The organism is Marinomonas communis (genome assembly GCF_004363305.1).
In the GTDB taxonomy this organism is placed as follows: Bacteria; Pseudomonadota; Gammaproteobacteria; order Pseudomonadales; family Marinomonadaceae; genus Marinomonas; species Marinomonas communis.
Genome location: NZ_SNZA01000001.1, coordinates 1190937 through 1214327, shown reverse-complemented (window position 1 = coordinate 1214327; position 23391 = coordinate 1190937). Strand labels below are relative to the sequence as shown.

Sequence of the window (23391 nt, the reverse complement as noted above, 5' to 3'; positions counted from 1 at the left end):
CCAGAATGAGTGAAGAGCTAAGCTTAGATCAACGCATCCAGTTACTCGCATCCCCTGATGATGTTCGATTAGAGTACTTTGTAAAAACAGTCAAAGAACATAAAACAGTTTGGAGTCTAAGCAACGAAGAAGGTTTCGTGATGGTTGAAACCGATGATGGCGACTGCGTTATGGTGTGGCCTGATGCAGACTTCGCTGCTCAGTGGGCGATAGATGAATGGGATGACTGTGAGCCTGTTGAGGTCTCTCTGGAGACTTTCCAAAGCATGTGGCTTCCAAGTCTTGAGAAGGACAATATTACCTTAGCTGTTTTTCCAAACATAGATGATGAAGGTAAGCTGACAAGTGCTGAGCAATTGAAGGCATTGCTTGACTAAGTTTTAAAGACGACAAGGAGGCACCGTGAAAAACCAACGTTTGGCCAGTGAGCTGGCGATTGAAATTCAAGCCTTCCTTGATCAGCAGGGCAGCTTAATGCTCGCTGTTGTGGATGCTCAGGGTGCTCCTATTGCGTCATATGCTCCCTATGTCGTGCTAGACAACGAGTTTTACATATTAGTCAGTCGTTTAGCGCAGCATACTGAAGCGTTAGAGCAGGCTCTAAATGCCTCAGTATTGATCATTGAAGACGAAGCGAGCAGCGATACTGTCTATGCTCGAAAACGGTTACAATACGAAGTATCAGTTAGCATGATTCAGAGAGAGTCTGCTATTTGGTCGTCTGTGGGTGGCTTGTTAGTCAAACGACACGGTGAAGTCGCGTCTCAGTTGCTGTCGCTGGGGGATTTTCTGATGTTTCAGCTAAGTCCAGTAAAAGGGCGTTTCGTCAAAGGTTTTGGTCGAGCATACGAGTTAGCTCCCAACACATTAGTATCAGATCAATTAGATCATTTACGTGGATAAATCGAAGGAATAAAACGACTCATGAGTAAGCGTCAAGCCAACCGAGAAGAGGTCTTCTCGCGTATTTTAGAAGCGGCTGAAATTGAATTTGGATTGAAAGGCTTTGGTGGTGCGAGCCTCCAGCATATAGCTGAACGAGCGGGTTTGCCAAAGCCAAATATCGTTTACTATTTTCATTCCAAAGCGAATCTTTACAAGCAAGTTTTGAACAACATTGCTGACAGTTGGAATGATCTATTTGATAAGGCCACGGCCATGGATGACCCAGCCATTGTGCTTGATCGCTTTATTCGAATCAAATTACGTCAAAGTTTTGAAAGTGGTCGATCGTCGCGCATCTTTGCTCAAGAAGTGATTCAAGGTGCTCACTACATTGGTGATTACTTAAAAGAGGACTTACGTCCATGGTTGCGCTCTCGTGTGGGGGTGATTGAGCAATGGATTGAGACTGGCAAGATGCGCAAAGTCGATCCAGTTGCCCTTATCTTTATGATCTGGTCGACGACCCAGCATTACGCGGATTTTGAAGCGCAGATTCTTGCTTTAACAGGAAAAGAACAGCTTGACGAAGCAGATTTAGTTCGCGTTGGTGATACCTTAAGCGAGATCATCCTTCGTGGTTGTGGGTTAACTCCACCTGTTTCTACTCATCCTTTATAACATCCCGTTGTGTGATAATGTGTTGAACCAAAGCCCGTAATTTTGCGGGCTTTGCTGGTTTTGGCATATAGGATATGTGCTGCTGTTTGCACAGTTCTGCCAATTCATCTGTACGCACCGCTGTAATCAATACGGCAGGGATATTCTGATTAAAGCGCGCCCTCAGGCGTGTGATTAGATCTATTCCATCATGCTGGTCATTAAGTTGGTAGTCCATGAGTAATAACTCAGGGAGTGATTCTTCTGTAGCATTGAGAGCATCTTCGTAACGATTAAAAGTACGGTAAGTACAATGCCATTTGTCCAATAAGGTGCTCATGGCTTCCAGATTATTAGGATCATCGTCGACGCACCATATATGGCACATTGCTAGTGCTTTGTTGATCTTAGTAATAGGGACTACTTCAGGGGCTTGCTGAGGTAGTGCTGGTTGCTTCGCATTGGGGACCAATATCGTAAAGCAGCTGCCTCTATGGGGAACTGAGCGTACTTGGGTGGTAACACCAAGCAATTTCTGCATACGTCTTACTAATCCCAAACCCAAGCCCATTCCTGGCTCACGGTTGTTTTCCCAGCGATAAAAATCATCAAATACTTTTTTCTGTTCGCTTTTGGGGATGCCAACCCCTGTATCCCATACTTGAATAGAGACATGTTGATGGCTTGGTCTAACAGAAATTAAGACCCGTCCCGTCTCAGTATATTTGACTGCATTCGAGACAAAGTTCTGAATGATGCGTCTTAGGTAAATTGGATCACTGTGTACTCGGCAAGGTCGTATGTGAGTCGACAGGCGCAGGTTTTTACTTTCTGCTATTACGGCAAATTCTGTGATAATTGGATCAATAATCGGCTGGATGTCAGTGTCAACAAGAGTCGGTTTGATCGCACCTTGATCCAGTCTTGCAATTTCTAATAACGTTGAGATCAAGGTTTCGGTGGACTCAAGCGAGTCGCTTAACTTGCTCAAGGTGGTTATGGAATCATCTGGGATTGCGCTGTCTTGAAGTGCGCCAAGGTAAAGTTTTGCAGCGTTCAACGGCTGCAAAATATCGTGGCTTGCCAGAGCGAGAAACTCTGTTTTGGAGGCATTCGCATGCTCAGCTTCGGCCTTAGCGCTCATTAACTCTTGTTCTGCCTGAGCGCGTCGGTCAATTTCTTGTCTCAATTCTTGGTTAATGCCCTGTACTTCTTGTGTTCTGGCAACTACACGTTTTTCCAGATCTATGTTGGCATCTTTTAGGGCTTGCTGACTTTCAATGTGCTCTGTGACATCGGTAAAACTGGTAACAAAGCCGCCATTGGGGAGGGGGTTGCCCACCATTTCAATAACTCGGCCATTGGCTCTTCTGCGGAGGAAACGATGTCCTGTACCTTTACGTAGATGCTCTAGTCGCTTATTTACTAGCTCTTCAACGTCACCCACACCACATTCGCCATTGACGGCATTGAAACGGATTAACTCTTCGACTGGTAGACCTATTTTTAACATGCCTTCTGGATACGGGTAGAGGGACATATAGGTTTTGTTCCAAGCCACCATTCGTAGCTCTTTGTCGACGACACTGATGCCATGGTCTAGATTATCTAGCGAGATGAACAATAAGTTTTGGTTGAACTGAATAGCTTGAGTGGCTTCATCTAAGTAGGTCACCATCTCTTCTACTTTGATTTGCTTATCAACCAATAATGAGTTGATGATCGTTCGAGCAGAAGAACCACCTAGCACTCCCCCAAGTACGCGTTCGCAATATTCAATAAATAGTCGAGACGGGCGCTGGTTTGAAGGCAAGTCCTCGTTGTAATTTTGTTCGAAATGATGAATCACTTCAGCGCATTTTTGTTCCCCTAAAAAAGTTTCCAAGAGTACGAATAAGTCGCCATTAATAGCTTTACTTTTTGGCTTAAAAAAGCGGCTTTCAACTTCCGAAGTGGGTGTGACAAAGGCTGTGGCTTGGATACGGTCGACTAGACGTTCGCTTGCCAACAGAGAGCCAAAAACATAACCAATAATATTGGCAATTAGGCTGATTAAGGCACCATAACTAATGAGCTCACTGCGTGACGAATAGGTGCCTAATGACATTTCACCGCCAGCAGTGAAGGGTAGCAGCATCCATAAGAACCAGCAGATAAAGCCAAGCGTCAGACCCGCGTAGACACCGTAGGCATGACCGCGTTTCCAATATAAACCGCCAATGACAGCTGGAACTAGCTGGAATACTAATGAGAAGGCAAGTAAGCCTGTGCTAGCAAGGGATTCACTGTTTGCCATTTCTTGGTAATAGACAAAGGATAAAGACAAAATACCTATCATGGCGATTCGTCGCACCAGCAAAATCCGACGATTATAAATAGGTAAGGCTCTATTTTGGGTTTTGCTCCGAGCCAACATCAGCGGCAGAATCACATCGTTACTGATCATGATACTGAGCGCAAAGGTCGCGACAATGACCATGGCAGTTGTCGCAGACATACCACCAAGAAACATGAGGATTTGTAACGGGAGGTTTTGCGATTCTAGAGCCAATTGAATGACATAGGTATCACCATTTACGTCACTGCTAAAGAGGCTCTGTCCAACAATGGCAATAGGGGGAATAAGCGCAGCAAAAATGAGCAAGTATAAAGGGAATACCCATCGTGCTGTGCGTGACTGCTTGTCATTCTGATGATCGACCACCGTGACATGGAATTGGCGAGGTAAACAAATGACCGCGGCGGCGGCCATCAATGTTTGCATAATAAATGGAAATGAGAAAAAGGTATCGCTGCGCCATTCGCTCAAATCAGCGCCTTCGATAAAGCCTTCAAAAGAGTCATGAGGAACCGCAAAAATCGCAACCAGTCCCACGGCAATGATGGCTACTAATTTAAATAGTGACTCACTGCCAATCGCTAGCATCATACCTGAGCGGTATTCAGTTACTTCGACCTTGCGTGTACCAAACAACATCGCAAAGACCCCGATCAATACGGTTGCCACAAAGACCACTAGGCTAGCTGAGCTTTCATCTTGGTTTACAAATAACGCAAAATTTGAGCCTATGGCTTTAAGTTGAAGTGCAATATAAGGGATTACTGCGAGCATGCAGATCAGGATGACAACTGGGGCAGTGAGCGGTCTTTTGCCATAGCGCGAAGAGATAAAGTCTGCGACCGAGGTGATGTTTTGTCTGCGGCTTACAAAGATCATCTTTCGTAGAATGCCAAATCCAAATAGATACAGCAGAACAGGTCCTAGCAAAATGGGCAAATAGCTCCAACCTGACCGAGTGGCTTCACCAATGGCTCCGTAAAAAGTCCAAGCGGTACAATAAATGGCCAGGGACAAACTATAGACAAGAGGGTGTCGGGTGAGCCGTTTAGCAATTGGACTGTCCTTATCGCCCCAATTTGCAATCCAGAAAAGCCCTAAGATGTAGAGTATTGCGAGAATTACCCAAAATGCTGTCATCGCGTGACATGTTCCATTACTAGCTACGAGATGTGCTTAATGTAGCACAGCTTATGCTGAATGCCTTTAGACCATAGTCTTGAGTGCTTTGTTTCACTATATGAAACAGACAGTTAAAGGTCGATCACTCTATTACAGTGATTAGAAATGCTATGATTGATCGAAACCATTCAATATGAGATCGCTTATGCCATCGCAAGAGTTTAAAGCCTACCACGCACATTTGTACTATTCAGATCATGATGGCTTATCAGAAGCGCAGCAGGTTGCCCATGAAGCCGCTGAAAGGTTTCATGTGCGTGTGGGGCGTTTCCACGAAAAGAAAGTTGGTCCTCATCCTATGTGGAGTGTGCAAATTTCATTTTCATCCGCTATTTTGGGAGACATCATGCCTTGGCTGATTCAAAATCGTGGCGGCTTAGATGTTCTCCTACATCCATTGAGCGGAGATGAACTTTGGGATCACACGCAGGGGGCGTGCTGGTTAGGAAAAAGCCATACATTAGATATTCGTCAGTTCTTGCCTAAAATCTAATAAAATCCGCTGTATTTTTGAAGAAAATGCCTGATACGGTAGTAAAGCAAAGATGGCTTCGTTACCATTATTCTTGAATACACATTAGGGTTCGTGATGTGGCAGTGTTTGGCAATAAGTTATTGCAGTTCTTCGGCACTCGTTCCCAGCCAATATATAATTAGGAGATTACAATGCAAATCGCACCGAACACAGTGGTGAGCATGCACTACACACTAACCGACGAAGGAGGCCAAGTTCTTGACTCTTCAGCAGGTCAAGAGCCTTTAGTTTTCTTAAGTGGTGCTCAAAACATCATCGAAGGTTTAGATAACGCGATTCAGGGTAAAGCTGCGGGCGATGCATTGAAAGTAGAAGTCACACCTGAAGAAGGTTACGGTCCAATTCATCAAGAATTGATTCAAAAAGTACCACGTGAAAACTTCCAAGGCGTTGATAGCATCGAAGTTGGTATGCAATTCATGGCGCAAACGCCTAACGGCCAACAGCCAGTAGTTGTTGTAGGTGTTGAAGAAGACGGTGTTGTCTTAGATGGTAACCATCCATTAGCAGGAAAGCCACTTAGCTTTGAAGTTGAAATCGTTGAAGTTCGTGCAGCAACTGAAGAAGAAGTTGAGCATGGACATGTTCACGGTGAAGGTGGTCACCACCACTAATCAAGAAATTGATTGAGAAAGGGCTGCCGAAAGGTGGCCTTTTTTGTGCTTAGTGTTTTTAAATATAAGAAGAGAAAAGACAGGGTGTGGAGGGAGGCTTAGGAAAGCGCATTTTTATATTAATTTTTGCGCCCTATAACCTAAAACAGCGTGATTAAGCGTGAGAGTGCTTAGCTGAATTGAAAGAAATACGTTTGCTTACCAATGTTTTTTTAACCCAAGCAAATGCTGAGGAAATTAGTGCGACAGTGTATTCAGACGCTTCAGCACGAGCAATTGCCGCTGCTTTCTCGTGTTCAGTTAAGTAAGTTGTGTCTACTGCTTCAAGCATTTCTACAAGAGATTTAGTTTTCATATCGTTCTCCTAAAAGTGAGTTCTTACACTAAAGTATGATAGAAGAACGCTTGCATTGTCTCAAACGATAAAAACTCTCCTGATAGATTAGAAAAATTCAACTATCGGTGTTCCACTTCTCATAGTGAATAGCTTCATTTAGGGGGCGTCGGTCTTGCCATCCATAACGCTCAAGGTCAGGCGTTGTTTGAAAAGCTTCTACATAGCCGATACAGAAGTAGCCAATGATGTCTAAGCTTTCAGGTATCCCCAGCGTGTCATATAGCACTTGATCTTCTAAAATGCTTACCCATCCCATACCAAGGTTTTCAGCCCTTGCTGCTAGCCACAGGTTTTGTACCGCGCAAACCGCGCTGAATAGATCCATCTCCGGTTTGATGGTGCGACCTAAGACAACGTTTCCCGTGCGTGATCGGTCACAAGTGATGCAAATACCTAATGGAGCTTCTTCAATGCCTTCTAGTTTAAGTGAGCGATAAAGCGTCTGACGCTCGCCGTCAAATAACTTGGCAGAGGCTTCGTTAGCGGCAAGAAAACCGTCTTTAATTTTGGCGCGAGTTTCAGGGTTTTTAATGATGATGAAATCCCATGGCTGCATAAAACCAACGCTTGGGGCATGGTGGGCGGCGGTCAAAAGTCGCTGAATGACGTCATCATCAATCGGAGTGGGTAGGAAGTCTCGGCGCACATCGCGGCGGTTGAAAATGATGTTGTAAAGATGATCACGATGGGTTGCGTCGAAATGCATACAAGGCTCCAATGTAAGAGCCCTGTATTGTCGGGAAAAAGTGTTAAAGGTGCAAATGAGTGATTAGCGCTTATTGCTGAGCGCCTTTCAAGAAGCACGTCCATCACAAACAGCGGTCAGTAATGGGTCGTTGTTTGGAAGAGATACCCATTCACTATTATTTACCTGGTTTCCAGTTGGTACTTCTAATTTATTGGTGAAATTTGTACGTGCACCTGCGCCACAATGGATAACTTGAGTAACGCGCTTAGCCGAGAGGCGACGTTCAAAGAAATAGAGATCTACTAAATACACATCGTGATTTAGATCATTTTGTGCGGCATTGTTGATGTCTGCCGCAATAAAGCGAGTGGTTTGTGGGTAAACCATGCTCCATGGACGCCATGGGGCTTCTTCTTCAACGGTTTTTACTACCACTACGCCTTCTGGTAATAGGCTTGCTTGGTGCTCGTACCAAGTGTATTCGCTTTGAATTTGAAAACTTAGCATGCCGATGCCTGCAAAAGTAGGGACCAGCCATTTAGGTGCTTTCTTTAACGACAGCTTGCGGATGAATAGGGCGATACCCGCACCTGCAAGGCCTGCACAGATTGTCGCGATTAATTCCCAAAGCATAAAGTCACCTTTTTATTATTCTGTTGTTTGAAATCAGTGGTGCAAATCAAGTGGCTAGCTCCAGTGGAGCTAGCCGTGTTAGTCAAACTAACGATTAATGGTCGACCGCGCCGCCCGCACCTTTAGGGTAACGTACGCTTTCAACAAGGTCTTGTACATCCTGTGGCACTTCTTCTGTCATGTTTGACACGATGAAGGCTACTGCGAAGTTAATCACAGCACCGATCGCACCAAATGATAGAGGTGATACACCGAACAACCAGTTGTCAGGTGTGTTCGCTAGTGTGTTTGTACCAGGAATGAAGAACCAACCTAGGTAAGTGAAGATGTAAACTAGAGTGCTACATAGACCTGCTAGCATACCTAGTACAGCCCCTTTACTGTTCACGCGTTTAGAGAAAATACCCATCATTAGCGCTGGGAAGATAGATGCTGCAGCGATACCGAAAGCTAATGCAACTACCTGAGCCGCGAAGCCAGGTGGGTTCATACCCAAGTAAGTGGCGATAATGATCGCGAAGAACATGGATACACGAGCCGCTAACAGCTCACCCTTCTCAGTAATGTCTGGGTTAATCGAACCTTTGATCAAGTCATGACTTACCGCAGATGAAATCGCCAATAGTAGACCAGCTGCAGTGGAAAGTGCTGCGGCTAGACCACCTGCTGCGATCAGACCGATTACCCAACCAGGTAGGTTAGCGATCTCTGGGTTTGCCAATACTAGGATGTCACGGTTAACAGTCAGCTCGTTACCCGCCCAACCACGTGCTGTTGCTTCTTCAGCAAACGCAGGCGTGTCGTTGTAGAACTGGATACGGCCGTCACCGTTTTTGTCTTCGTATTTGATTAGACCTGTTTGCTCCCAAGTTTGAATCCAATCAGGACGTTCATCGTATGCGATAGAGTTTTCTGTTGGACCTTCAGGGTAGATAGTGGTCATTAGGTTCAAGCGAGCCATAGACGCTACTGCTGGAGCCGTTAGGTAAAGCAGGGCGATGAACACTAGTGCCCAACCAGCAGACCAACGTGCGTCAGCTACTTTAGGTACAGTGAAGAAACGGATGATTACGTGTGGTAGACCCGCAGTACCGATCATTAGAGACAACGTAAACAGTACCATGTTTAGTTTGTTGTCTACGTCAGCGGTGTAATCACGGAAACCAAGTTCACGTACGACTTCATCCAGTTTTTGAAGCAAAGGCATACCAGATTGAGTGTGTTCAGAGAACAAACCAATCGCAGGAATGAAAGTGTCAGTCAGTTGAAGAGAGATAAACACAGCAGGAATCGTGTATGCCACGATCAATACACAGTACTGAGCCACCTGAGTGTATGTGATACCTTTCATACCGCCCAATACAGCGTAGAAGAATACCACAACCGCCGCGATGATTAGACCAGTGTCTTTGTCTACTTCAAGGAAGCGAGAGAAGGCAACACCAGCGCCTGTCATCTGACCGATTACGTAGGTTACAGAGGCAATGATCAAACACGCTACCGCTACCAATCGAGCTGTGCGTGAGTAGAAACGATCACCAATGAAGTCTGGCACGGTAAATTTACCGAACTTACGTAGGTAAGGTGCAAGCAACATCGCTAGAAGTACGTAACCACCAGTCCAACCCATAAGGAAGGTTGAGTTAGCGTAACCGCCAGCAGCGATCAAGCCCGCCATCGAAATGAAAGAAGCCGCGGACATCCAATCGGCGGCCGTTGCCATACCGTTCATTACAGGGTGTACGCCACCACCTGCAACATAGAACTCTTTTGTCGAACCCGCACGGGCCCAAATCGCGATACCAAAGTAGAGGGCAAAGGATGCCCCTACAAACAACAAGTTAATCGTGAATTGACTCATGGTGATTACTCCTCAAGTCCAAATTCTTTATCCAGTGCATTCATACGCCATGCGTAGAAAAACACTAGGCCAATAAAGCTGATGATTGAGCCTTGTTGAGCAAACCAGAAGCCTAAATCAGTCCCCCCGACTTCGATTCCTGCAAGCATTGGACGAAGTAGAATGCCGAAACCGTAAGACACTAAGGCCCATACGATTAAGCAGCCGAAAATCAATCTAACATTCGCCTTCCAATAGTTTTCTTGGTTTTCCGTGTGATCAGACATTGTCGATCTCCTTTGTTATTTTTATTTGCACATTGAATGTAGCAGTGCGCTTATAAAGAAGAATTGAGACTTTAGTCGAAGAGTGCAAAAAAACATCAAATTAGGCTTGTTAGAGACCTAAAAAAGCGCCGCTCCCTTTCGAGGCGGCGCTGTTTCGTTGAGGTCAAATGAAATACGTAAAAAACTAATCGAGCGTTTTGCTTACTAGCTCAGTATTGTCGTCGTTTACATACGCCTTCACGCGCTTAACAAGGTACTTAATGTCCTCTTGTACCATCAGCAGAACGGGAATCAATATTAGGGTGATCAGCGTGGCAAACAGAATACCGTAAGCTAATGAGACCGCTGCAGGTACCATGACTTGTGCTTGTCGTGAGGTTTCCCAAAGAATAGGGATAAGCCCTGCAAACGTGGTAATAGACGTCAATAAGACGGCTCGTAAGCGGCTTTGACATGCTTCACTGATGGCTTTGTGTAAATGCTTGGTTTCCTGTCTTAACTCGTTAAAGCGGGAGGTCAGCAAGAGACTGTCATTCACTACAACCCCAGATAGAGCGATGATGCCGTTCAGAGAGAAAATACCTAAGGCGATGCCGTTAAACCAGTGGCCTAAGAGTGCTCCGACAATACCAAATGGGATGGCCATCATGATGATGACTGGTTGGCTGTATGACTTTAATGGAATCGCTAATAAGCCATATATCACCAGCATGGCGATGGCAAACATCTTGATCATCGACGATTCGGTTTCTTCTCGTTCTTCCGCTTCGCCTGAGTAATATAAATCCACCGAAGGGAAGCGTTTATTCATTTCGGGTTCAATAGCGCTCTTCAGATACTCAACGACTTCAGTGGAAGACATCTGATCTTTATCCACTTCTGCTGATAAGTAGACCGAGCGTTTGCCATCAATTCGAGTGATGCGTGTTTGAGCATCTTCTTGAGTGAGCAAGGCCACTGATGACAGCGGAACCCTGGTGCCATCGGTTAATGTAATCAGCGTATTTAGAATGTTAGCAGGGCTTTCTTGTTGACTGTCCGGATAGCCAATTCTGACCTCAATTTCCGCATTGTCGCGTTGATACTTTTGTACCACTTCGCCGTCAAAGTTACCTTTGATTTGTGAAGCAAGTTCATTGGTCGAAAGTCCTAGGGCGCGGCCCTGATCATTCAGTTTCAAAACCAGTCGAGACTCTGTCGAAGAGTTGCTCAACTCAATGCCTCGTACAGCAGAGACAGCCCCTAACTTGCTGATAAAAGTATCCATAGCACCATCAAGAACAGTGTTATCAGAGCCTCGTAGCTCAACTCTTAGGGCGTCAATAGACTCTCTTGCGCTTCGAATGCGAAGACTGCTCACACCTTCTGGCGTTCCAGCAAGGCGTTGCCAAGTTTGAGCAAAATCATTGGCGCTGTATGGCGCTGAGGATGCTAATTCAATACGTAGACTGCCTGATTGATCACCGCTTGCGGTCACTTGAAGATGTTCTATCCCTTGAGCATCGCTACCATTTAACAGCTTTTTATCGGTCGCCCGAGCTGTCTCTTCAAGTAGCGTAAGCGCTTTGTGGGTTTGTCCATAGCTTACATCGCTGTGCATACTCAAGCTTGCACGAATGGTATCGCCTGGAATATTAGGGAAGAAACTGATACGGATCGCTCCCGTTAATGGCATTGAGACCACTAATAAAAACAGCACGATAAAGGCAACAATCACGGCATAACGATGCTGAATGGCGTATCTAATGGTGCCTGCGTAGATACGGTTATTGAACCACTGCAAAGCAAAATCAGCCGAGTGCTGAATAGCGCCCCAGCCTCGTGCTAACCAATTTTTTCGAGCTTTTCGCTGGGTGTTGAGGTGGGCTAAATGCGCCGGCAGGATCAGCTTGGATTCAATCACTGATAACACTAGGCAAATGGTTACAACCGCAGCAAATTGGGCATATTGATGGCCTAATCGACCATCAATATTGGATAAGGCCCAAAAGGCTGCCACCGTCGTGAATACACCAAATAGGGTAGGGATGGCCACTCGCAATGTACCTTTTATGGTGTTCGCAAGAGTATCGCCTTCTTTTGAGCGAACACTGTAAACGCTTTCACCGATCACAACGGCATCATCGACGACGATGCCTAACGCCATGATAAAGCCAAAGGTGGTGAACATGTTTAGAGTCAGCCCGACACTGTCCAGCCCCATCACAAACATGGTGCCAAAGAATATAAATGGCAGTCCCATGGCGACCCAGAAAGCCACCGTCAGGTTTAGGAAAATCGCTAGCATAATGAATACGAGCACAATACCCGTGATGGCATTTTTCACCATCAGCGACAGTCGATCGTTGATGGACTCGCTACGGTCATACCAGGTTTCGATTTCAACTCCTTGTGGTAGACGGCCGCTTTCTTGCCATTCTTTTACAACCTCTTTGGCGGCTTCGGCCGATTTGCTGATGTCATCTTGGCCTGTTGTAATGACCTGTACCGCCAAACTGCTACGACCATTGAAGCGAGATAAGGTAAAGTCATCATCGTCAAAACCGTCAATGATGTTTGCTAGGTCGCCAAGCGTTAAGACAGCACCAGTACTGGTAGTGCGTATCGGTATTTGGGCAAAATCCTGTTTCACATAGGCTTGCTCAGAGGCTCTAACATGCAGGTAAATATCTTCGTTTCTTAACGTAGCGACTTGAGACGGGCTCGACTCACTATTAATGGCGCTGGTGATGTCATCTAGTGTTAATCCATAGGCTTCTAGCTTGTCTTTATCCACTTCGATCATGATTGTCGGATCCAGCCAGCCCGAAATGGAAACCGAATTGATATTGCTCTTCTCAAGTAGATCAGACTCTAAGTCTTTGCTAAGCGCTTGCAGTGAGCGGCGGTCGGTATCGCCAAACAGCTGAATCATGATGGCATGCTCTTGACGAGTCTCTTTTGCCACCACTGGAGGGTCCGCTTCATCTGGAAAGGACGTTACTTGATCGAGGCTGTCTTTGACATCTTGTAGCAACTCATCAATGTCATAACCTGCTTGCATTTCAATTTCAGCGGAAGCCTTGCTTGAAGTCGAAGAGATAGTGAGCGTATCAATCCCTAAAACATCTTCAAGGGCCTGTTCCATAGGAATGGCGACCCCTTCTTCGGTGGCTTGAGCAGAACCGCTGTCGTAACTAATGGAGACGGTGACTTCATCAGGCTCCTGGCTCGGAAAGGCCTCGCGATTAATGTCATTCATATTAATGACACCCAATGCGATGATCAGTACGAGTAAAAGGTTGGCTGCAACCGGGTTGTTAGCGAACCAAGGAATGATGCCGCGTGCTTGCTCTGGGTTCATTGGCTAACACTCTCTTGTGGGTTAGCGAGTGTACCGGTCAAATAGCTATTGTAAGGGTGCGTCAAAACCCGCTGCGGTGCTTGTCGAAGGCTTTCTGGGGCCTTGATGTACACATAATCACGATCAACAAATACCGGTGTCGCATCAAAATTGGCTAGCCTTTGCTCATCTGTTAGATACCAGATTTGGCTTTTTTGGCTGAGTGCTGAGTTTGGTAATTGCCATAAGTCTGCCAGTAAGTCACCGGCTAAGGTAACGGTTACGTAGCTCCCTGGAAGAAGAGGGGGAGATTGCTGCAATGGTTGGTCCACCGCAACGAATAGGCTACGTAGCCCTGATTCACTGTCGATATGCATACCGGCTTGATCCACATAACCTTGCCACTTTTTCTGAGGTTCGTTAACGCCAGTAATGTTTGCTGGCCATTGGCTCTTTATCATGCTGTCTGATGATGGCAGCTTCTGCCAGTCACTGCTACTGAGCTCAAGCTCAATCTTCACTTTGTCCGTACTATAGAGGGTTGCCACTTGGGTGTTGCTGCTAAGGTAAGATCCTAATGAAATATCTTTACTGACCACGATGGCATCGAAAGGAGCACGAATCGTCAGTTTCTGGACATTGTCTTTGGCTTCAGCCAAAGCGGCTCTTGCTGCAGCGACTTCAGCTTCAGCGGCAGCCAACTGAGGCTCACGCAACACCAAATCTGAGGCTGGCTCTCCGGTTAGACCCGCGGCTTGCCATTCGGCATTGGACTGCTCTGCTTGACGTTGCTCCTCTTTCAGAGTCAGCTGTGCAGCAGCCAAAGTATTTTCTGCACTGGCCAGCTCTGATACAAGGTTTGTGTTTGCAAGTGAAACAAGTACTTGTCCCTTACGAACTCGATTGCCCACTTCAAATTCACGATCTAGTGAAACGACTTCGCCACTCACCTGTGAGGATAAGGTGAGGTTCTGCTTGGGCTCTGCAACACCCACAGCGCGAATCGCTGCTGCATGGTCAGAAGCTTGAACTGTAACCACGGTGACGTCGAGCGCTGTTTCTTGAGCGGTAGGGCGCTGACGACTAAACGTTTCATTTTTGGCGCTCATGGCGGAACTGACATAAAGATAGGCAGCCAAGAGGCACAGTAGTGCTAGGCCAAAGGTTATCCAAGGTAAAAATCGTTTCATGTGTTGCTGCTTCCTAATCCTAGGGCGAGGCCCAAATCAACACGATTGCTGAGTTGTTGATACTGTAAGGTATCCAGTTCTGCTTCGAGGTCGAAGACGGCTTGCTGAGCTGAGATCAAATCACTGAGTTCGACGAGCCCAGAGCGATACTTTTGCTCATATTGCTGACGGTTACTGCGGGCACTGGTCAATGCTTTTTGGATGTGTTGCTGTTGGGTGTTGAGAACCTTCTCTTGACCAATGGCGTTTTGGACTTCATTGACGGCGTTAAGTAGTGTTTCACGGTAACTTTGGTAAGACTGTACGACCTCTAATTTGGCGATCTCATGATTGGCTTTTAGTGTTCCTGCTTGAAATAAAGGGGCGCTAAGCTGCCCTAATAATGACCAAACTGGAGAAACGAACAATGCATCCCGTAAAGACGTACTACTGTCGCTGAGTGAAGCACTTAGGTTGAGCGACGGCAACATTTCTTTATAGGCAACGCTGGCGTTGTAATCGGCTGCTTCGATGGCGAGATAGGCGGCTTGTAAGTCAGGGCGTAACGCCAGGTCTTGCTGGGGTAGAGCGCTTAAATCGAGCCAAACATCCGGGTACTCCGTGGGGTAATTTTTAATAGAGCTTTGTTGTTCGCCGAGCAGTAATTGCAATGCTCGTTTATTGCTGGCAAGGGTTTCCTTATATTCTGCTAAATCAGAACGTGACTTAGATGTAGAAGTTTGTGCTTCGTCTAGACTTTCGAGTGTGCCTAAACCGTTACGAAAACGTTGAATGATTAATGCTTCATTTGTTTCCAGTAGAGCCAATCTTTTTTCTTCAATGACGATGGCTCGATAGCTAGACACTAGCTCTAACCAGCTTTTCATAACACTGGCGACCAAAGAGGCTTGTGCGGCCCGAAAGAGCGCTACATCGCTTTGATAACTCTTAGTTGCAGCCTGTTCAGCATCCGCCAATTGTGACCAAATATCCAACTGCCAGCTAACACTGCTGCTTAAGGAAAACTCTGTATCGCTGCCCTCAGAACGGCTGGTTGATAGACTGGCGCTAGCACTGGGTAAGCGATCAGCATGAGTGCTTACCAATCCTAACTCACTGGCCTTCAGAGAAAGTAACGTTTGCTGAAGGCTAGGGTTGCCTGCTAAGGCATTGTTAATAAGCGTTTTTAAATTCTCATCAGGGATTAAATCAGCTAAGTCTATGGCACCGGATTGTTGCGCCGTTGATTCACCGAATATGCGTTGGTTTTCTTGTTGCAGTGATGTCTCAGCGGTCTGGTAATAACTTGCTTGATTATCCGCCGTTGAGCTGCACCCCGCGATCATGATTGCAAGCGCTGAACAGACAGTGATGGAGAGGACTCTCGAAGGAATCATCGTAGATCATCCATAAATAAGTCGTTAAAATTACTGGAAATTTTAAAGGAAACACACACAATAACTATGCTCTTTGCATAGATTTACATAGTCTCATGGGGCGTGTTCTTAACCTACTATTATATTTGCTTTTTGTTGCAAGTTAGGTGTGTGAAATAGATCATTTGAGGGTATCTACCACGATGGCATCATGGGCGGTTTACATGATCGAAACGCAAAGTGAAACCTTATATACCGGTGTCAGCACAGATGTAGCGAGGCGTTTCGCTGAGCATGCTAGTGGTGGGAAGAAGTGTGCCCGCTACTTACGAGGTAAACACCCTTTAACCTTAGTATGGCATCATGCAGGCTTGAGTAAAGAGCTAGCGCTCAAGGTGGAATACAGAATAAAGCGCTTGCCTCGCGCGATGAAAGATCGCATTGTATCGGGGCAGATTACGTTATTTGAGGCGTTTCCAGATTTAGTCCTAACTCAATCTTAAGTTAGGTGATAGAGGAAATCCTGATTAAGCGAAAGTAAAGGGATTGGCAATGATTAAACGATTTGATGGCATGGTGTTAACTGTCTCGGATGTGGTTCGATCACAGGCATTTTACAAGACTGTATTTAACATGGAGCCGATCACAGAGGGCAGCTGCAAAGGTGTGCGTTTCGAAGAGCAAACAATATGGCTGCAAAGCATTGGTGAAGAACTTAGACACCATGCCTTAGAGGGAGCATCGCACATTGTGCTGTTAACGATACTACCCCCAGAAACTCTGTCCGAGCATTTCCAGTCGTTACAAGTTGAGCTGCTGGAGCCACCAAAAGATCAAGGTACGTTTGTGATGTTTTTAATGCATGACCTTGATCGTAATTTGATTGCGGTAAAAAGCCTTAAACAAGATGATTAGCGCCAGTTTCCCCAGTCATCTAAGATCCTATTTAAGTCTGCGAGATGCTGTTCCCAGTAGGCTTTGCCAGTAAAGTGTGGAAACAGTTTCGGGAATGCTGGGTCGCTCCAGCGTTCTGCTATCCAAGCGGTGTATACAATCGTTCTTTCGGCAATGAGAACATCGATTAGATCCAGTTCCCGTGTATCAAATGCGCAAAAGCTCTCGTAACCTTCAATGAGTTCACTGAGTTGTGCTTGGCGTTCATTGGCGTCGCTAAGGTGCATCCAAATATCTTGAACTGCATATCCCATACGACAGTCATCAAAATCCAGGGCTGTCATCAAACCTTCGCTTAAAATCAGGTTGCTACGATGGCAATCCCCATGAATGAAGCGAACATTGTTTTGATTGGACCTTTCTACGGTTTGCTTTGACGCAAGCAGCAATTGCTCAATTGTTTTCACATACTCTGTTTGCAATGATGTTGGGAAACAAGAGTCTTTCAGGAGTTGCTGGCTTGCTCGCTCAATGCGTGACAGGTTTGATGCATAAGGTCTTTCTGGCAATGACCAGCTTGTTGATGCCTTGTGTATGGCCCCGATTAATTCACCTATTTGGTAGAGATGATCAAGGTTGCCCGCTTCAGGCACATCCCCGATCAATTTGTTGGTGAGGGAGTAATCAAAGCCATTGTGGTGAAAGAGTGTCTGATCATTGACGACAATGGGCGCCGCCACGGAGACTCCAGCTTCTTTTAGCTGCAATAATGCATCGTGCTCAGCTTGGATTTGATCTTGTTGCCAACGACCGGGTCGATAAAACTTTGCAATTAATGGCGTACGGTCTTCAACACCTACTTGGTAAACGCGGTTTTCATAGCTGTTAAGAGGGTATAAGCGATGGTCGCAGTAGAAGCCTTGTGCTTCCACCGCATCCATAACAATGTCAGGTAATAAGTCGCTATACGGATGATCTGAGTGATTCAATGTGGTGTTCATTCTGATTGAGTTTAAACGAGGCCGAGTCGTTTTTTAAGAGTATATTCTTGGGCTTCAGTCAGAGGAGAAGCTTTCCCCTGTGTAATAAGGCGATGCCAGTTTTGCCAGGTTTTTATTGCTTCACCAAGGTGATTGCGAGTGACATATTGCTGAACCTCTATTCGGAAAGAGTTTGTGACTGCCACAGGGCTGGCTTTGCCTATGATCCGTAACCTAGTGAGAGAGCGTTTGAACTTCTCATTCAATGTTTTATTGCCTTCATGACCTGATGCGATCAAATTGGTGATGGCTTGCAGGTGATCATAGTACATGTCTACGGTCTCGTTGACAGTATCACGGCTTAAACGGATGACTCGCGCATAGGCTTGCTCTGCTGCGGCCCAATCTCTAAGTTTAGCGCTAATATCACCCATACGCTTACTGCGCTCGGGGGATCTCGGAGAGACTTCCAGTACTAAGCGTAACGCACTTTGTGCTTCGCTGAGGTTGTCTAGTTTTTCGTGTGCATCGGCAAGAAGGTCATAAGCTGATAAGAAATGACGGCTCAGGCTTATCGTCGTTTCGAGATTTTTTGCTGCACCTGCGTAAGAGCCTAACGCCATTTCGCACTGCGCGATACCAAAATATGCCCAAGCGAGGTTTTTATGCTTTTGCGTAATGAGCATGTAGTGTGTTTTGGCCTGCTTGTATTCACCCTTAGCGTAAAGTGCTTCACCAATAGACTTAAGGCATAAGCTAGCGTAAGGGGCATGCTTGCTCATAATGTATTTGGCTTCTTCAATAACCTGGTCCCAATCGCCATTGATACGACAAGTGTTAAGGTTATGGAAAGATTTTTTTTGCTGGATGACACGTCCTAAACGACGCATGAATGCTTCTGGGGGAAATGGCTTGACTAAATAGCTGTCAGGTTGATATTCCAGTACACTGACGACTGCCTCGTAGGCTGTATCTGCAGTGATCATCATGAAAATCGTTGAGTGATCCAGTGCATAAGTTTTACGGGTGACTTCAAGAAGCTGCTGACCATCAACGCTGCCGCCTAGGTTGAAATCAGACAAAACGATATCATAGCGGCCTTCCAGAATGCGCTTAAGGGCTGCTTGGCCAGAGGGCTCTATATCAATTTTAGAATATCCTAGGTTGCTCATAAGCGATTTCAACATCAGCCGCATTTCACCGATGTCTTCTACGATTAGAACTCTTTTATGTGCAACCGATTCTCGGCTATCAGGCTTTTTGTTATCAAGGGTTTTAAAGTCAGGTACGGTTACATCTGCCACTCAATTCTCTCCATTACGCACTCTCACATCCCGTTATTGATTAGATTAATAAATTTAGTCATTCAACAACTCGACCAATAGGACTGAGCGTCTTGTGAATTCAACACTATTATTTGGCAGTTGAATTGTTTCATCCGTGGAAAATAGCACGCTTTTAATGTGAGAGCTATTAGGCGGTATCACGGTGAGGGAGAGGTCCTCCCGATAAAAAGCGAGCCAAAGTCTGGTTTGGCTTTGTGACTCTATTAATTGTAATGCAATAAAATCACGTTCAGGATCATCCCAGTCACTGCCTGACATAGGATGACCAAACTCATTGAACCAAGATACTTCATCACTTTGCTTATGTTGGTAAAGAGGGTCGTCAGGTAGAAATGCCTCGGCTAAAATTGGAAACCGCTGTCGTAGCGTAATCAATTCAGAAATGACGTGACTGAAATCAGATTCACTGTTCTCTTTTGGCCATTTTAGCCATGTGGTCTCGTTGTCTTGGCAATAAGCATTGTTGTTACCTAGCTGTGAATGAGATAGTTCATCACCGCCTAATAAGTGTGGCGTACCTTGGCTAAAAAATAGGGTGGCAAGAAAGCACTTCTGTTGATTGATACGAGCTTGTTGGATGCGTAAGTCGTCCGTTTCGCCTTCTAGACCAAAGTTTTGACTGATGTTATCAGTATGGCCATCGCGGTTGCCCTCAAGATTAGCCAAGTTATGACGGCGATGATAAGACACTAAGTCTTTTAGTGTATAACCATCGTGATAAGTAATGTAGTTCACCGAGTGTAGGGCGCATTTGTGGCCTTTGTGGAACACATCTCGAGACCCCATTAAGCGTGTTGCGAATTCTGGAATAGTGTGTGTATCTCCACGCCAAAAACGTCTCACGGTATCACGATACTTGTCATTACATTCTAGAAACCCTCTTGGGAAATGACCTACTTGGTAGCCATTTGGGCCAATATCCCATGGTTCCATAACTAATGTTGTCTGACTCAATATAGGGTCTTGTAAGATCGCTTGAAGTAGGGGAGCTGTAGCTGAGAAATCGTGCTGCTCGCGCCCTAAATCAACGCCTAAATCAAAACGAAAACCATCTACACCAAGTATTTCCACCCAATGCCGCATGCTGTCGCAGATCAGTCTGACGCTGGCTGGGTGATAAGTGTTTACACAGTTACCGCATCCTGTGTAGTTCAAATACATACCGTTTTGGTGACGATAATAGACCGCGTTATCTAGACCTCTGTAACACGTTGTGCCATGTCGCAGCTCACTTTCAGCAGTGTGGTTGTAGACCACGTCAAGAATCACTTCAAACCCTGCCGCATGGAATGTCGCGATCATGGCTTGAAACTCGGTCACGGGATCTTCTATGGCGTAGCGATGATCCGGAGTAAAGAAGTTAATGGGATTGTAACCCCAGTAATTTGACAATCCCTTTTGTTGCAGATGTACCTCATCAGCAAACGCAAAACAAGGCATTAACTGAATGGTGGTGATACCAAGCTGTTGCAGATGCTCTATAGCTGGGGCGCTACAGGTTCCCATATAGGTGCCTTGAAGAGCCGGATCAATGTCCAATTGTTGCGAGAAGCCTTTAATATGTAATTCGTATAAAGATCTCTGATAGGTTTCTGGGCTCTTAGGGCGTTTATGCTCTAAAGGAGTGATATGAGAAACAATAGATTTTGGTACCACATTACCTGAGTCGCGGTTATCTAGGGTGCCATCTTCTTGTTGAGTGACTTGTTCTTCGTGGAATACTAAGCGCTCACTCAAACGTTTCGCGTACGGGTCAATTAACAGTTTATGAGGATTAAAGAAATGCATTTGCTCAGGGTCAAATGGACCGTCGGCTCTGAACGCATAATGCTGACCGACCTTTAAGTCCGCCACTTCCATGTGCCAGATTCCTCGCTGTTTATTGGGAAAAGGCAGTCTGGTTAGCTCTTCTCCTGCATCGGAGTAAAGGCACAAGTAAAGCTTGGTTGCATGCTCTGAAAAGACAGCAAAGTTGACACCATAGTCAGTCGGAGTCGCGCCCAGAGGTAGGGGCGTACCACTGCGTATCTGCCAACTAGTTGCCATGCTTCAATCCTCTCTTTGGTGTTTATTTGTCAAACCATTTGAGCGCAATCACACTCAATGGTGGTAGCTGAACCTTGATACTTTGCCCCCGACCATGGCTAGCTTCTGAGCTTGTTGTATAGCTGCTATGGATAGGGTAACCGCTCCCGGTATATTGATTCTCATCGGAGTTAAACACCAATTCATAACGGCCCGTTTGAGGGGTACCAATCTTGTAATCACCATGTGGCGTTGGTGTGAAATTAACCAGCACGATGAGATGCTCAGCGGACTCTTTAGCTCGTCGAACAAACGCTAAAGTTGAGTTGGTGCTGTCATCATGACTAATCCATTCAAAACCTGAAGGGGAGTGGTCCAAATGTAATGCAGGCTCGTTACGATAGAGGTGATTGAGTGATTTTGTGACCCGTTGTTGGCCCAAATGAAAATCAACATCTAGCAAATGCCAGTCAAGAGAACGTTCATGACTCCATTCTTGGCCTTGTGCCAGTTCATTGCCCATAAAGTTAAGCTTCTTGCCAGGATGAAAGTACATGTAGCTGGTAAAAGCTCTTAAATTGGCGAACTTTTGCCAAGCGTCCCCAGGCATTTTAGCAATCATGGATCCCTTACCGTGTACCACTTCATCATGTGATATTGGCAAGATAAACTGCTCGTCAAAGGCATAAACCATTGAGAACGTTAGATTACCCTGATGGTATTGGCGGTAGATGGGGTCTTTACTGATGTAATTTAAGCTGTCATTCATCCACCCCATATTCCATTTGAAGCCGAAGCCCAGCCCATTCATATAGGTTGGTTTGGAAACGCCTGGGAAAGCCGTTGATTCTTCCGCAACGGTAAAGCATCGAGGGTGGTTTAGGTAAATGGTTTCATTTAATTTTCGCAAAAAATCGATGGCTTCATAATTGTGATTGCCACCATCGACATTTGGTACCCATTCACCTTCTTCGCGAGAGTAATCAAGGTATAACATGGAGGCGACAGCATCTACTCGCAATCCATCGATATGAAACTCTTCCAACCAATAATTAGCATTGCTAATTAGGTAATCCACGACATGCTCTTTACCAAAGTCGTAAATCAGTGAATTCCATTCAGTGTGCCAGCCCTTTTTCGGATCTGGGTACTCGTATTGTTTAGAGCCATCAAAGTTTGCCAAGCCATGGCTGTCGGTCGGGAAATGGGCCGGTACCCAATCCATAATGACGCCGATGTTTGCTTCGTGGAAGGCGTCGACAAGGCGCTTAAACTCTTCTGCTGTGCCGTAACGGGAAGTGGGAGCAAATAGGCCAATGGGCTGATAGCCCCAAGAACCGTCGAATGGGAATTCCATGACAGGTAATAGCTCGACATGGGTATATCCCATATCGGTGACGTAAGGCACAAGTTGTTCAATTAGCTCGAGATAGGAAAGAGGTTTGCCATCATGATGTTTGCGCCAAGACCCTAAATGTACTTCATAAATCGACATTGGACGCTCGTAAACGTCTTCTACATTGCGGCTTGTCCAAGCACTGTCTTGCCAACGGTAGTTGTGGTCACAAACAACGCTTGCAAATGATGGGAATTGCTCGATTGTCTGAGCAAAAGGGTCGGTACGGTGAGGCAATACATCACCATTGGATGCGCGAATCTCGTATTTATAGCGAGCGCCAGCCACCACGTCAGGAATGAATAGACGCCATACGCCGTCCCCATTGCTAGACATAGGGTGTAAGCGACCATCCCAATTATTAAAATCCCCGACCACTGATACAGAGCGTGCGGCTGGAGCATAAACTGCAAATCGCGTCCCTAAAATGGAAAGTGATTCGCTGACTTGAGCAGAGCGAAGCAAGGCCCCTTCTTTTTTATACAAAGCAGCACGATGGTGCTCAGGATCAGAAAACGTTGCAAACGAAAATTGATAAGGGTCTACGATGGTATAGCTTTCGTTCGCGTAATGAATGGTTAACCGATAGTGATGCTCAGTAGTGTTTTTGGGCCATGCTAGGGTGAATACCCCAGCCGTATCCGATTGGGTCATAGTACCAATGAGCTCATCACTGTCGATGGCTATGACTTCCACTTTTGACGCGTCTGGACGCCAAACGGTTAACGTTAATTCGCCTTTATCATTGGGTTTTAAGCCTAGGCACTTAAAAGGGTCGGAACATCGAGCGTTGATGACGTCGTTCAGAAGATCCATTTACATCTCCA

The 23391-nt window shown here is 45.8% G+C and carries 20 protein-coding genes; 7 read left to right on the top strand and 13 right to left on the bottom strand.

The features are described 5' to 3' along the window. Positions 1–5 precede the first annotated feature (5 nt). The 3 genes from C8D85_RS05685 to C8D85_RS05675 are packed head-to-tail and all read left to right on the top strand — an operon-like array spanning position 6 to position 1563. On the top strand, positions 6–377 hold the full coding sequence (locus tag C8D85_RS05685) for a DUF2750 domain-containing protein (RefSeq protein WP_133560456.1): 372 nt from the start codon (positions 6–8) through the stop codon (positions 375–377). Between the two features lie 25 nt (positions 378–402). Further along, positions 403–903 (top strand): HugZ family pyridoxamine 5'-phosphate oxidase, encoded by a 501-nt coding sequence (locus tag C8D85_RS05680; protein ID WP_133560454.1) that lies wholly within the window; start codon positions 403–405, stop codon positions 901–903. A gap of 21 nt (positions 904–924) precedes the next feature. After that, positions 925–1563, top strand: a complete 639-nt coding sequence (locus tag C8D85_RS05675; RefSeq protein WP_133560452.1) for a TetR/AcrR family transcriptional regulator — start codon at positions 925–927, stop codon at positions 1561–1563. Here the strand turns inward: C8D85_RS05675 and C8D85_RS05670 are convergent. After that, a complete protein-coding gene (locus C8D85_RS05670; protein ID WP_133560450.1) occupies positions 1547–5020 on the bottom strand; it encodes a PAS domain-containing hybrid sensor histidine kinase/response regulator in 3474 nt (1157 codons plus the stop codon). The genes C8D85_RS05675 and C8D85_RS05670 overlap by 17 nt on opposite strands. Positions 5021–5207: 187 nt before the next feature. Here C8D85_RS05670 and C8D85_RS05665 point away from each other — a divergent pair, with 187 nt between their 5' ends. Further along, positions 5208–5555, top strand: coding sequence for a DOPA 4,5-dioxygenase family protein (locus tag C8D85_RS05665; protein WP_228189635.1), 348 nt, complete (start codon positions 5208–5210; stop codon positions 5553–5555). 173 nt (positions 5556–5728) lie between these two features. Next, on the top strand, positions 5729–6211 hold the full coding sequence (locus tag C8D85_RS05660) for an FKBP-type peptidyl-prolyl cis-trans isomerase (protein WP_133560446.1): 483 nt from the start codon (positions 5729–5731) through the stop codon (positions 6209–6211). A gap of 154 nt (positions 6212–6365) precedes the next feature. Here the strand turns inward: C8D85_RS05660 and C8D85_RS05655 are convergent, their stop codons facing one another. The 8 genes from C8D85_RS05655 to C8D85_RS05620 all read right to left on the bottom strand — a co-directional run bounded on the left by C8D85_RS05655 (position 6366) and on the right by C8D85_RS05620 (position 15944). Further along, on the bottom strand, positions 6366–6566 hold the full coding sequence (locus tag C8D85_RS05655; RefSeq protein WP_133560444.1) for a hypothetical protein: 201 nt from the start codon (positions 6564–6566) through the stop codon (positions 6366–6368). A gap of 97 nt (positions 6567–6663) precedes the next feature. Then, entirely contained in the window at positions 6664–7314 is a 651-nt protein-coding gene (bluB, locus tag C8D85_RS05650; RefSeq protein WP_133560442.1) for a 5,6-dimethylbenzimidazole synthase, read from the bottom strand. A gap of 87 nt (positions 7315–7401) precedes the next feature. Then, positions 7402–7929, bottom strand: a complete 528-nt coding sequence (locus tag C8D85_RS05645) for a hypothetical protein (protein ID WP_133560440.1) — start codon at positions 7927–7929, stop codon at positions 7402–7404. Between the two features lie 94 nt (positions 7930–8023). Continuing rightward, positions 8024–9790 (bottom strand): sodium:solute symporter family protein, encoded by a 1767-nt coding sequence (locus C8D85_RS05640; RefSeq protein ID WP_133560438.1) that lies wholly within the window; start codon positions 9788–9790, stop codon positions 8024–8026. Between the two features lie 5 nt (positions 9791–9795). Continuing rightward, entirely contained in the window at positions 9796–10056 is a 261-nt protein-coding gene (locus tag C8D85_RS05635; RefSeq protein WP_133560436.1) for a DUF4212 domain-containing protein, read from the bottom strand. A 184-nt stretch (positions 10057–10240) separates the two neighbouring features. Next, positions 10241–13399, bottom strand: a complete 3159-nt coding sequence (locus tag C8D85_RS05630) for an efflux RND transporter permease subunit (protein WP_133560434.1) — start codon at positions 13397–13399, stop codon at positions 10241–10243. After that, on the bottom strand, positions 13396–14568 hold the full coding sequence (locus C8D85_RS05625) for an efflux RND transporter periplasmic adaptor subunit (RefSeq protein ID WP_133560432.1): 1173 nt from the start codon (positions 14566–14568) through the stop codon (positions 13396–13398). Before C8D85_RS05625 ends, C8D85_RS05630 begins: the two co-directional genes overlap by 4 nt. Then, positions 14565–15944 (bottom strand): TolC family protein, encoded by a 1380-nt coding sequence (locus tag C8D85_RS05620; RefSeq protein WP_133560430.1) that lies wholly within the window; start codon positions 15942–15944, stop codon positions 14565–14567. The genes C8D85_RS05625 and C8D85_RS05620 overlap by 4 nt, the downstream gene beginning before the upstream one ends. Positions 15945–16147: 203 nt before the next feature. Here C8D85_RS05620 and C8D85_RS05615 point away from each other — a divergent pair, with 203 nt between their 5' ends. Together C8D85_RS05615 and C8D85_RS18065 are read left to right on the top strand one after the other, a co-directional pair. Then, positions 16148–16426, top strand: a complete 279-nt coding sequence (locus C8D85_RS05615; RefSeq protein WP_244936915.1) for a GIY-YIG nuclease family protein — start codon at positions 16148–16150, stop codon at positions 16424–16426. Positions 16427–16475: 49 nt separating this feature from the next. Continuing rightward, the gene (locus tag C8D85_RS18065; protein ID WP_162847544.1) at positions 16476–16838 is read left to right on the top strand and encodes a VOC family protein; all 363 of its coding nucleotides are present in this window, start codon (positions 16476–16478) and stop codon (positions 16836–16838) included. Here C8D85_RS18065 and C8D85_RS05605 read toward each other — a convergent pair. The 4 genes from C8D85_RS05605 to glgB are packed head-to-tail and all read right to left on the bottom strand — an operon-like array spanning position 16835 to position 23380. Next, on the bottom strand, positions 16835–17806 hold the full coding sequence (locus tag C8D85_RS05605; RefSeq protein WP_211342126.1) for a serine/threonine protein kinase: 972 nt from the start codon (positions 17804–17806) through the stop codon (positions 16835–16837). The two genes, C8D85_RS18065 and C8D85_RS05605, sit on opposite strands and share 4 nt — an antisense overlap. Positions 17807–17829: 23 nt before the next feature. After that, positions 17830–19101: a response regulator gene (locus tag C8D85_RS05600; protein ID WP_133560422.1), complete on the bottom strand. Its 1272-nt coding sequence runs from the start codon at positions 19099–19101 to the stop codon at positions 17830–17832. Positions 19102–19155: 54 nt separating this feature from the next. Then, positions 19156–21189, bottom strand: a complete 2034-nt coding sequence (gene glgX / locus C8D85_RS05595) for a glycogen debranching protein GlgX (RefSeq protein WP_133560420.1) — start codon at positions 21187–21189, stop codon at positions 19156–19158. 22 nt (positions 21190–21211) lie between these two features. Beyond that, positions 21212–23380 carry a 1,4-alpha-glucan branching protein GlgB gene (glgB, locus tag C8D85_RS05590; protein WP_133560418.1) on the bottom strand — a complete coding sequence of 723 codons (2169 nt, stop codon included), beginning with the start codon at positions 23378–23380 and terminating at the stop codon, positions 21212–21214. Positions 23381–23391: the final 11 nt, after the last annotated feature.

What these genes read in the sequence shown, in the direction of transcription:
- C8D85_RS05655 (WP_133560444.1), bottom strand. Translation starts at nt 6,566, where the DNA reads ATGAAAACTAAATCTCTTGTAGAAATGCTTGAAGCAGTAGACACAACT.
- bluB (WP_133560442.1), bottom strand. Translation starts at nt 7,314, where the DNA reads ATGCATTTCGACGCAACCCATCGTGATCATCTTTACAACATCATTTTC.
- C8D85_RS05615 (WP_244936915.1), top strand. Translation starts at nt 16,148, where the DNA reads ATGATCGAAACGCAAAGTGAAACCTTATATACCGGTGTCAGCACAGAT.
- C8D85_RS05665 (WP_228189635.1), top strand. Translation starts at nt 5,208, where the DNA reads ATGCCATCGCAAGAGTTTAAAGCCTACCACGCACATTTGTACTATTCA.
- C8D85_RS05635 (WP_133560436.1), bottom strand. Translation starts at nt 10,056, where the DNA reads ATGTCTGATCACACGGAAAACCAAGAAAACTATTGGAAGGCGAATGTT.
- C8D85_RS18065 (WP_162847544.1), top strand. Translation starts at nt 16,476, where the DNA reads ATGATTAAACGATTTGATGGCATGGTGTTAACTGTCTCGGATGTGGTT.
- C8D85_RS05625 (WP_133560432.1), bottom strand. Translation starts at nt 14,568, where the DNA reads ATGAAACGATTTTTACCTTGGATAACCTTTGGCCTAGCACTACTGTGC.
- C8D85_RS05630 (WP_133560434.1), bottom strand. Translation starts at nt 13,399, where the DNA reads ATGAACCCAGAGCAAGCACGCGGCATCATTCCTTGGTTCGCTAACAAC.
- C8D85_RS05660 (WP_133560446.1), top strand. Translation starts at nt 5,729, where the DNA reads ATGCAAATCGCACCGAACACAGTGGTGAGCATGCACTACACACTAACC.
- C8D85_RS05670 (WP_133560450.1), bottom strand. Translation starts at nt 5,020, where the DNA reads ATGACAGCATTTTGGGTAATTCTCGCAATACTCTACATCTTAGGGCTT.
- glgX (WP_133560420.1), bottom strand. Translation starts at nt 21,189, where the DNA reads ATGGCAACTAGTTGGCAGATACGCAGTGGTACGCCCCTACCTCTGGGC.
- C8D85_RS05620 (WP_133560430.1), bottom strand. Translation starts at nt 15,944, where the DNA reads ATGATTCCTTCGAGAGTCCTCTCCATCACTGTCTGTTCAGCGCTTGCA.
- C8D85_RS05640 (WP_133560438.1), bottom strand. Translation starts at nt 9,790, where the DNA reads ATGAGTCAATTCACGATTAACTTGTTGTTTGTAGGGGCATCCTTTGCC.
- C8D85_RS05675 (WP_133560452.1), top strand. Translation starts at nt 925, where the DNA reads ATGAGTAAGCGTCAAGCCAACCGAGAAGAGGTCTTCTCGCGTATTTTA.
- C8D85_RS05645 (WP_133560440.1), bottom strand. Translation starts at nt 7,929, where the DNA reads ATGCTTTGGGAATTAATCGCGACAATCTGTGCAGGCCTTGCAGGTGCG.
- glgB (WP_133560418.1), bottom strand. Translation starts at nt 23,380, where the DNA reads ATGGATCTTCTGAACGACGTCATCAACGCTCGATGTTCCGACCCTTTT.
- C8D85_RS05685 (WP_133560456.1), top strand. Translation starts at nt 6, where the DNA reads ATGAGTGAAGAGCTAAGCTTAGATCAACGCATCCAGTTACTCGCATCC.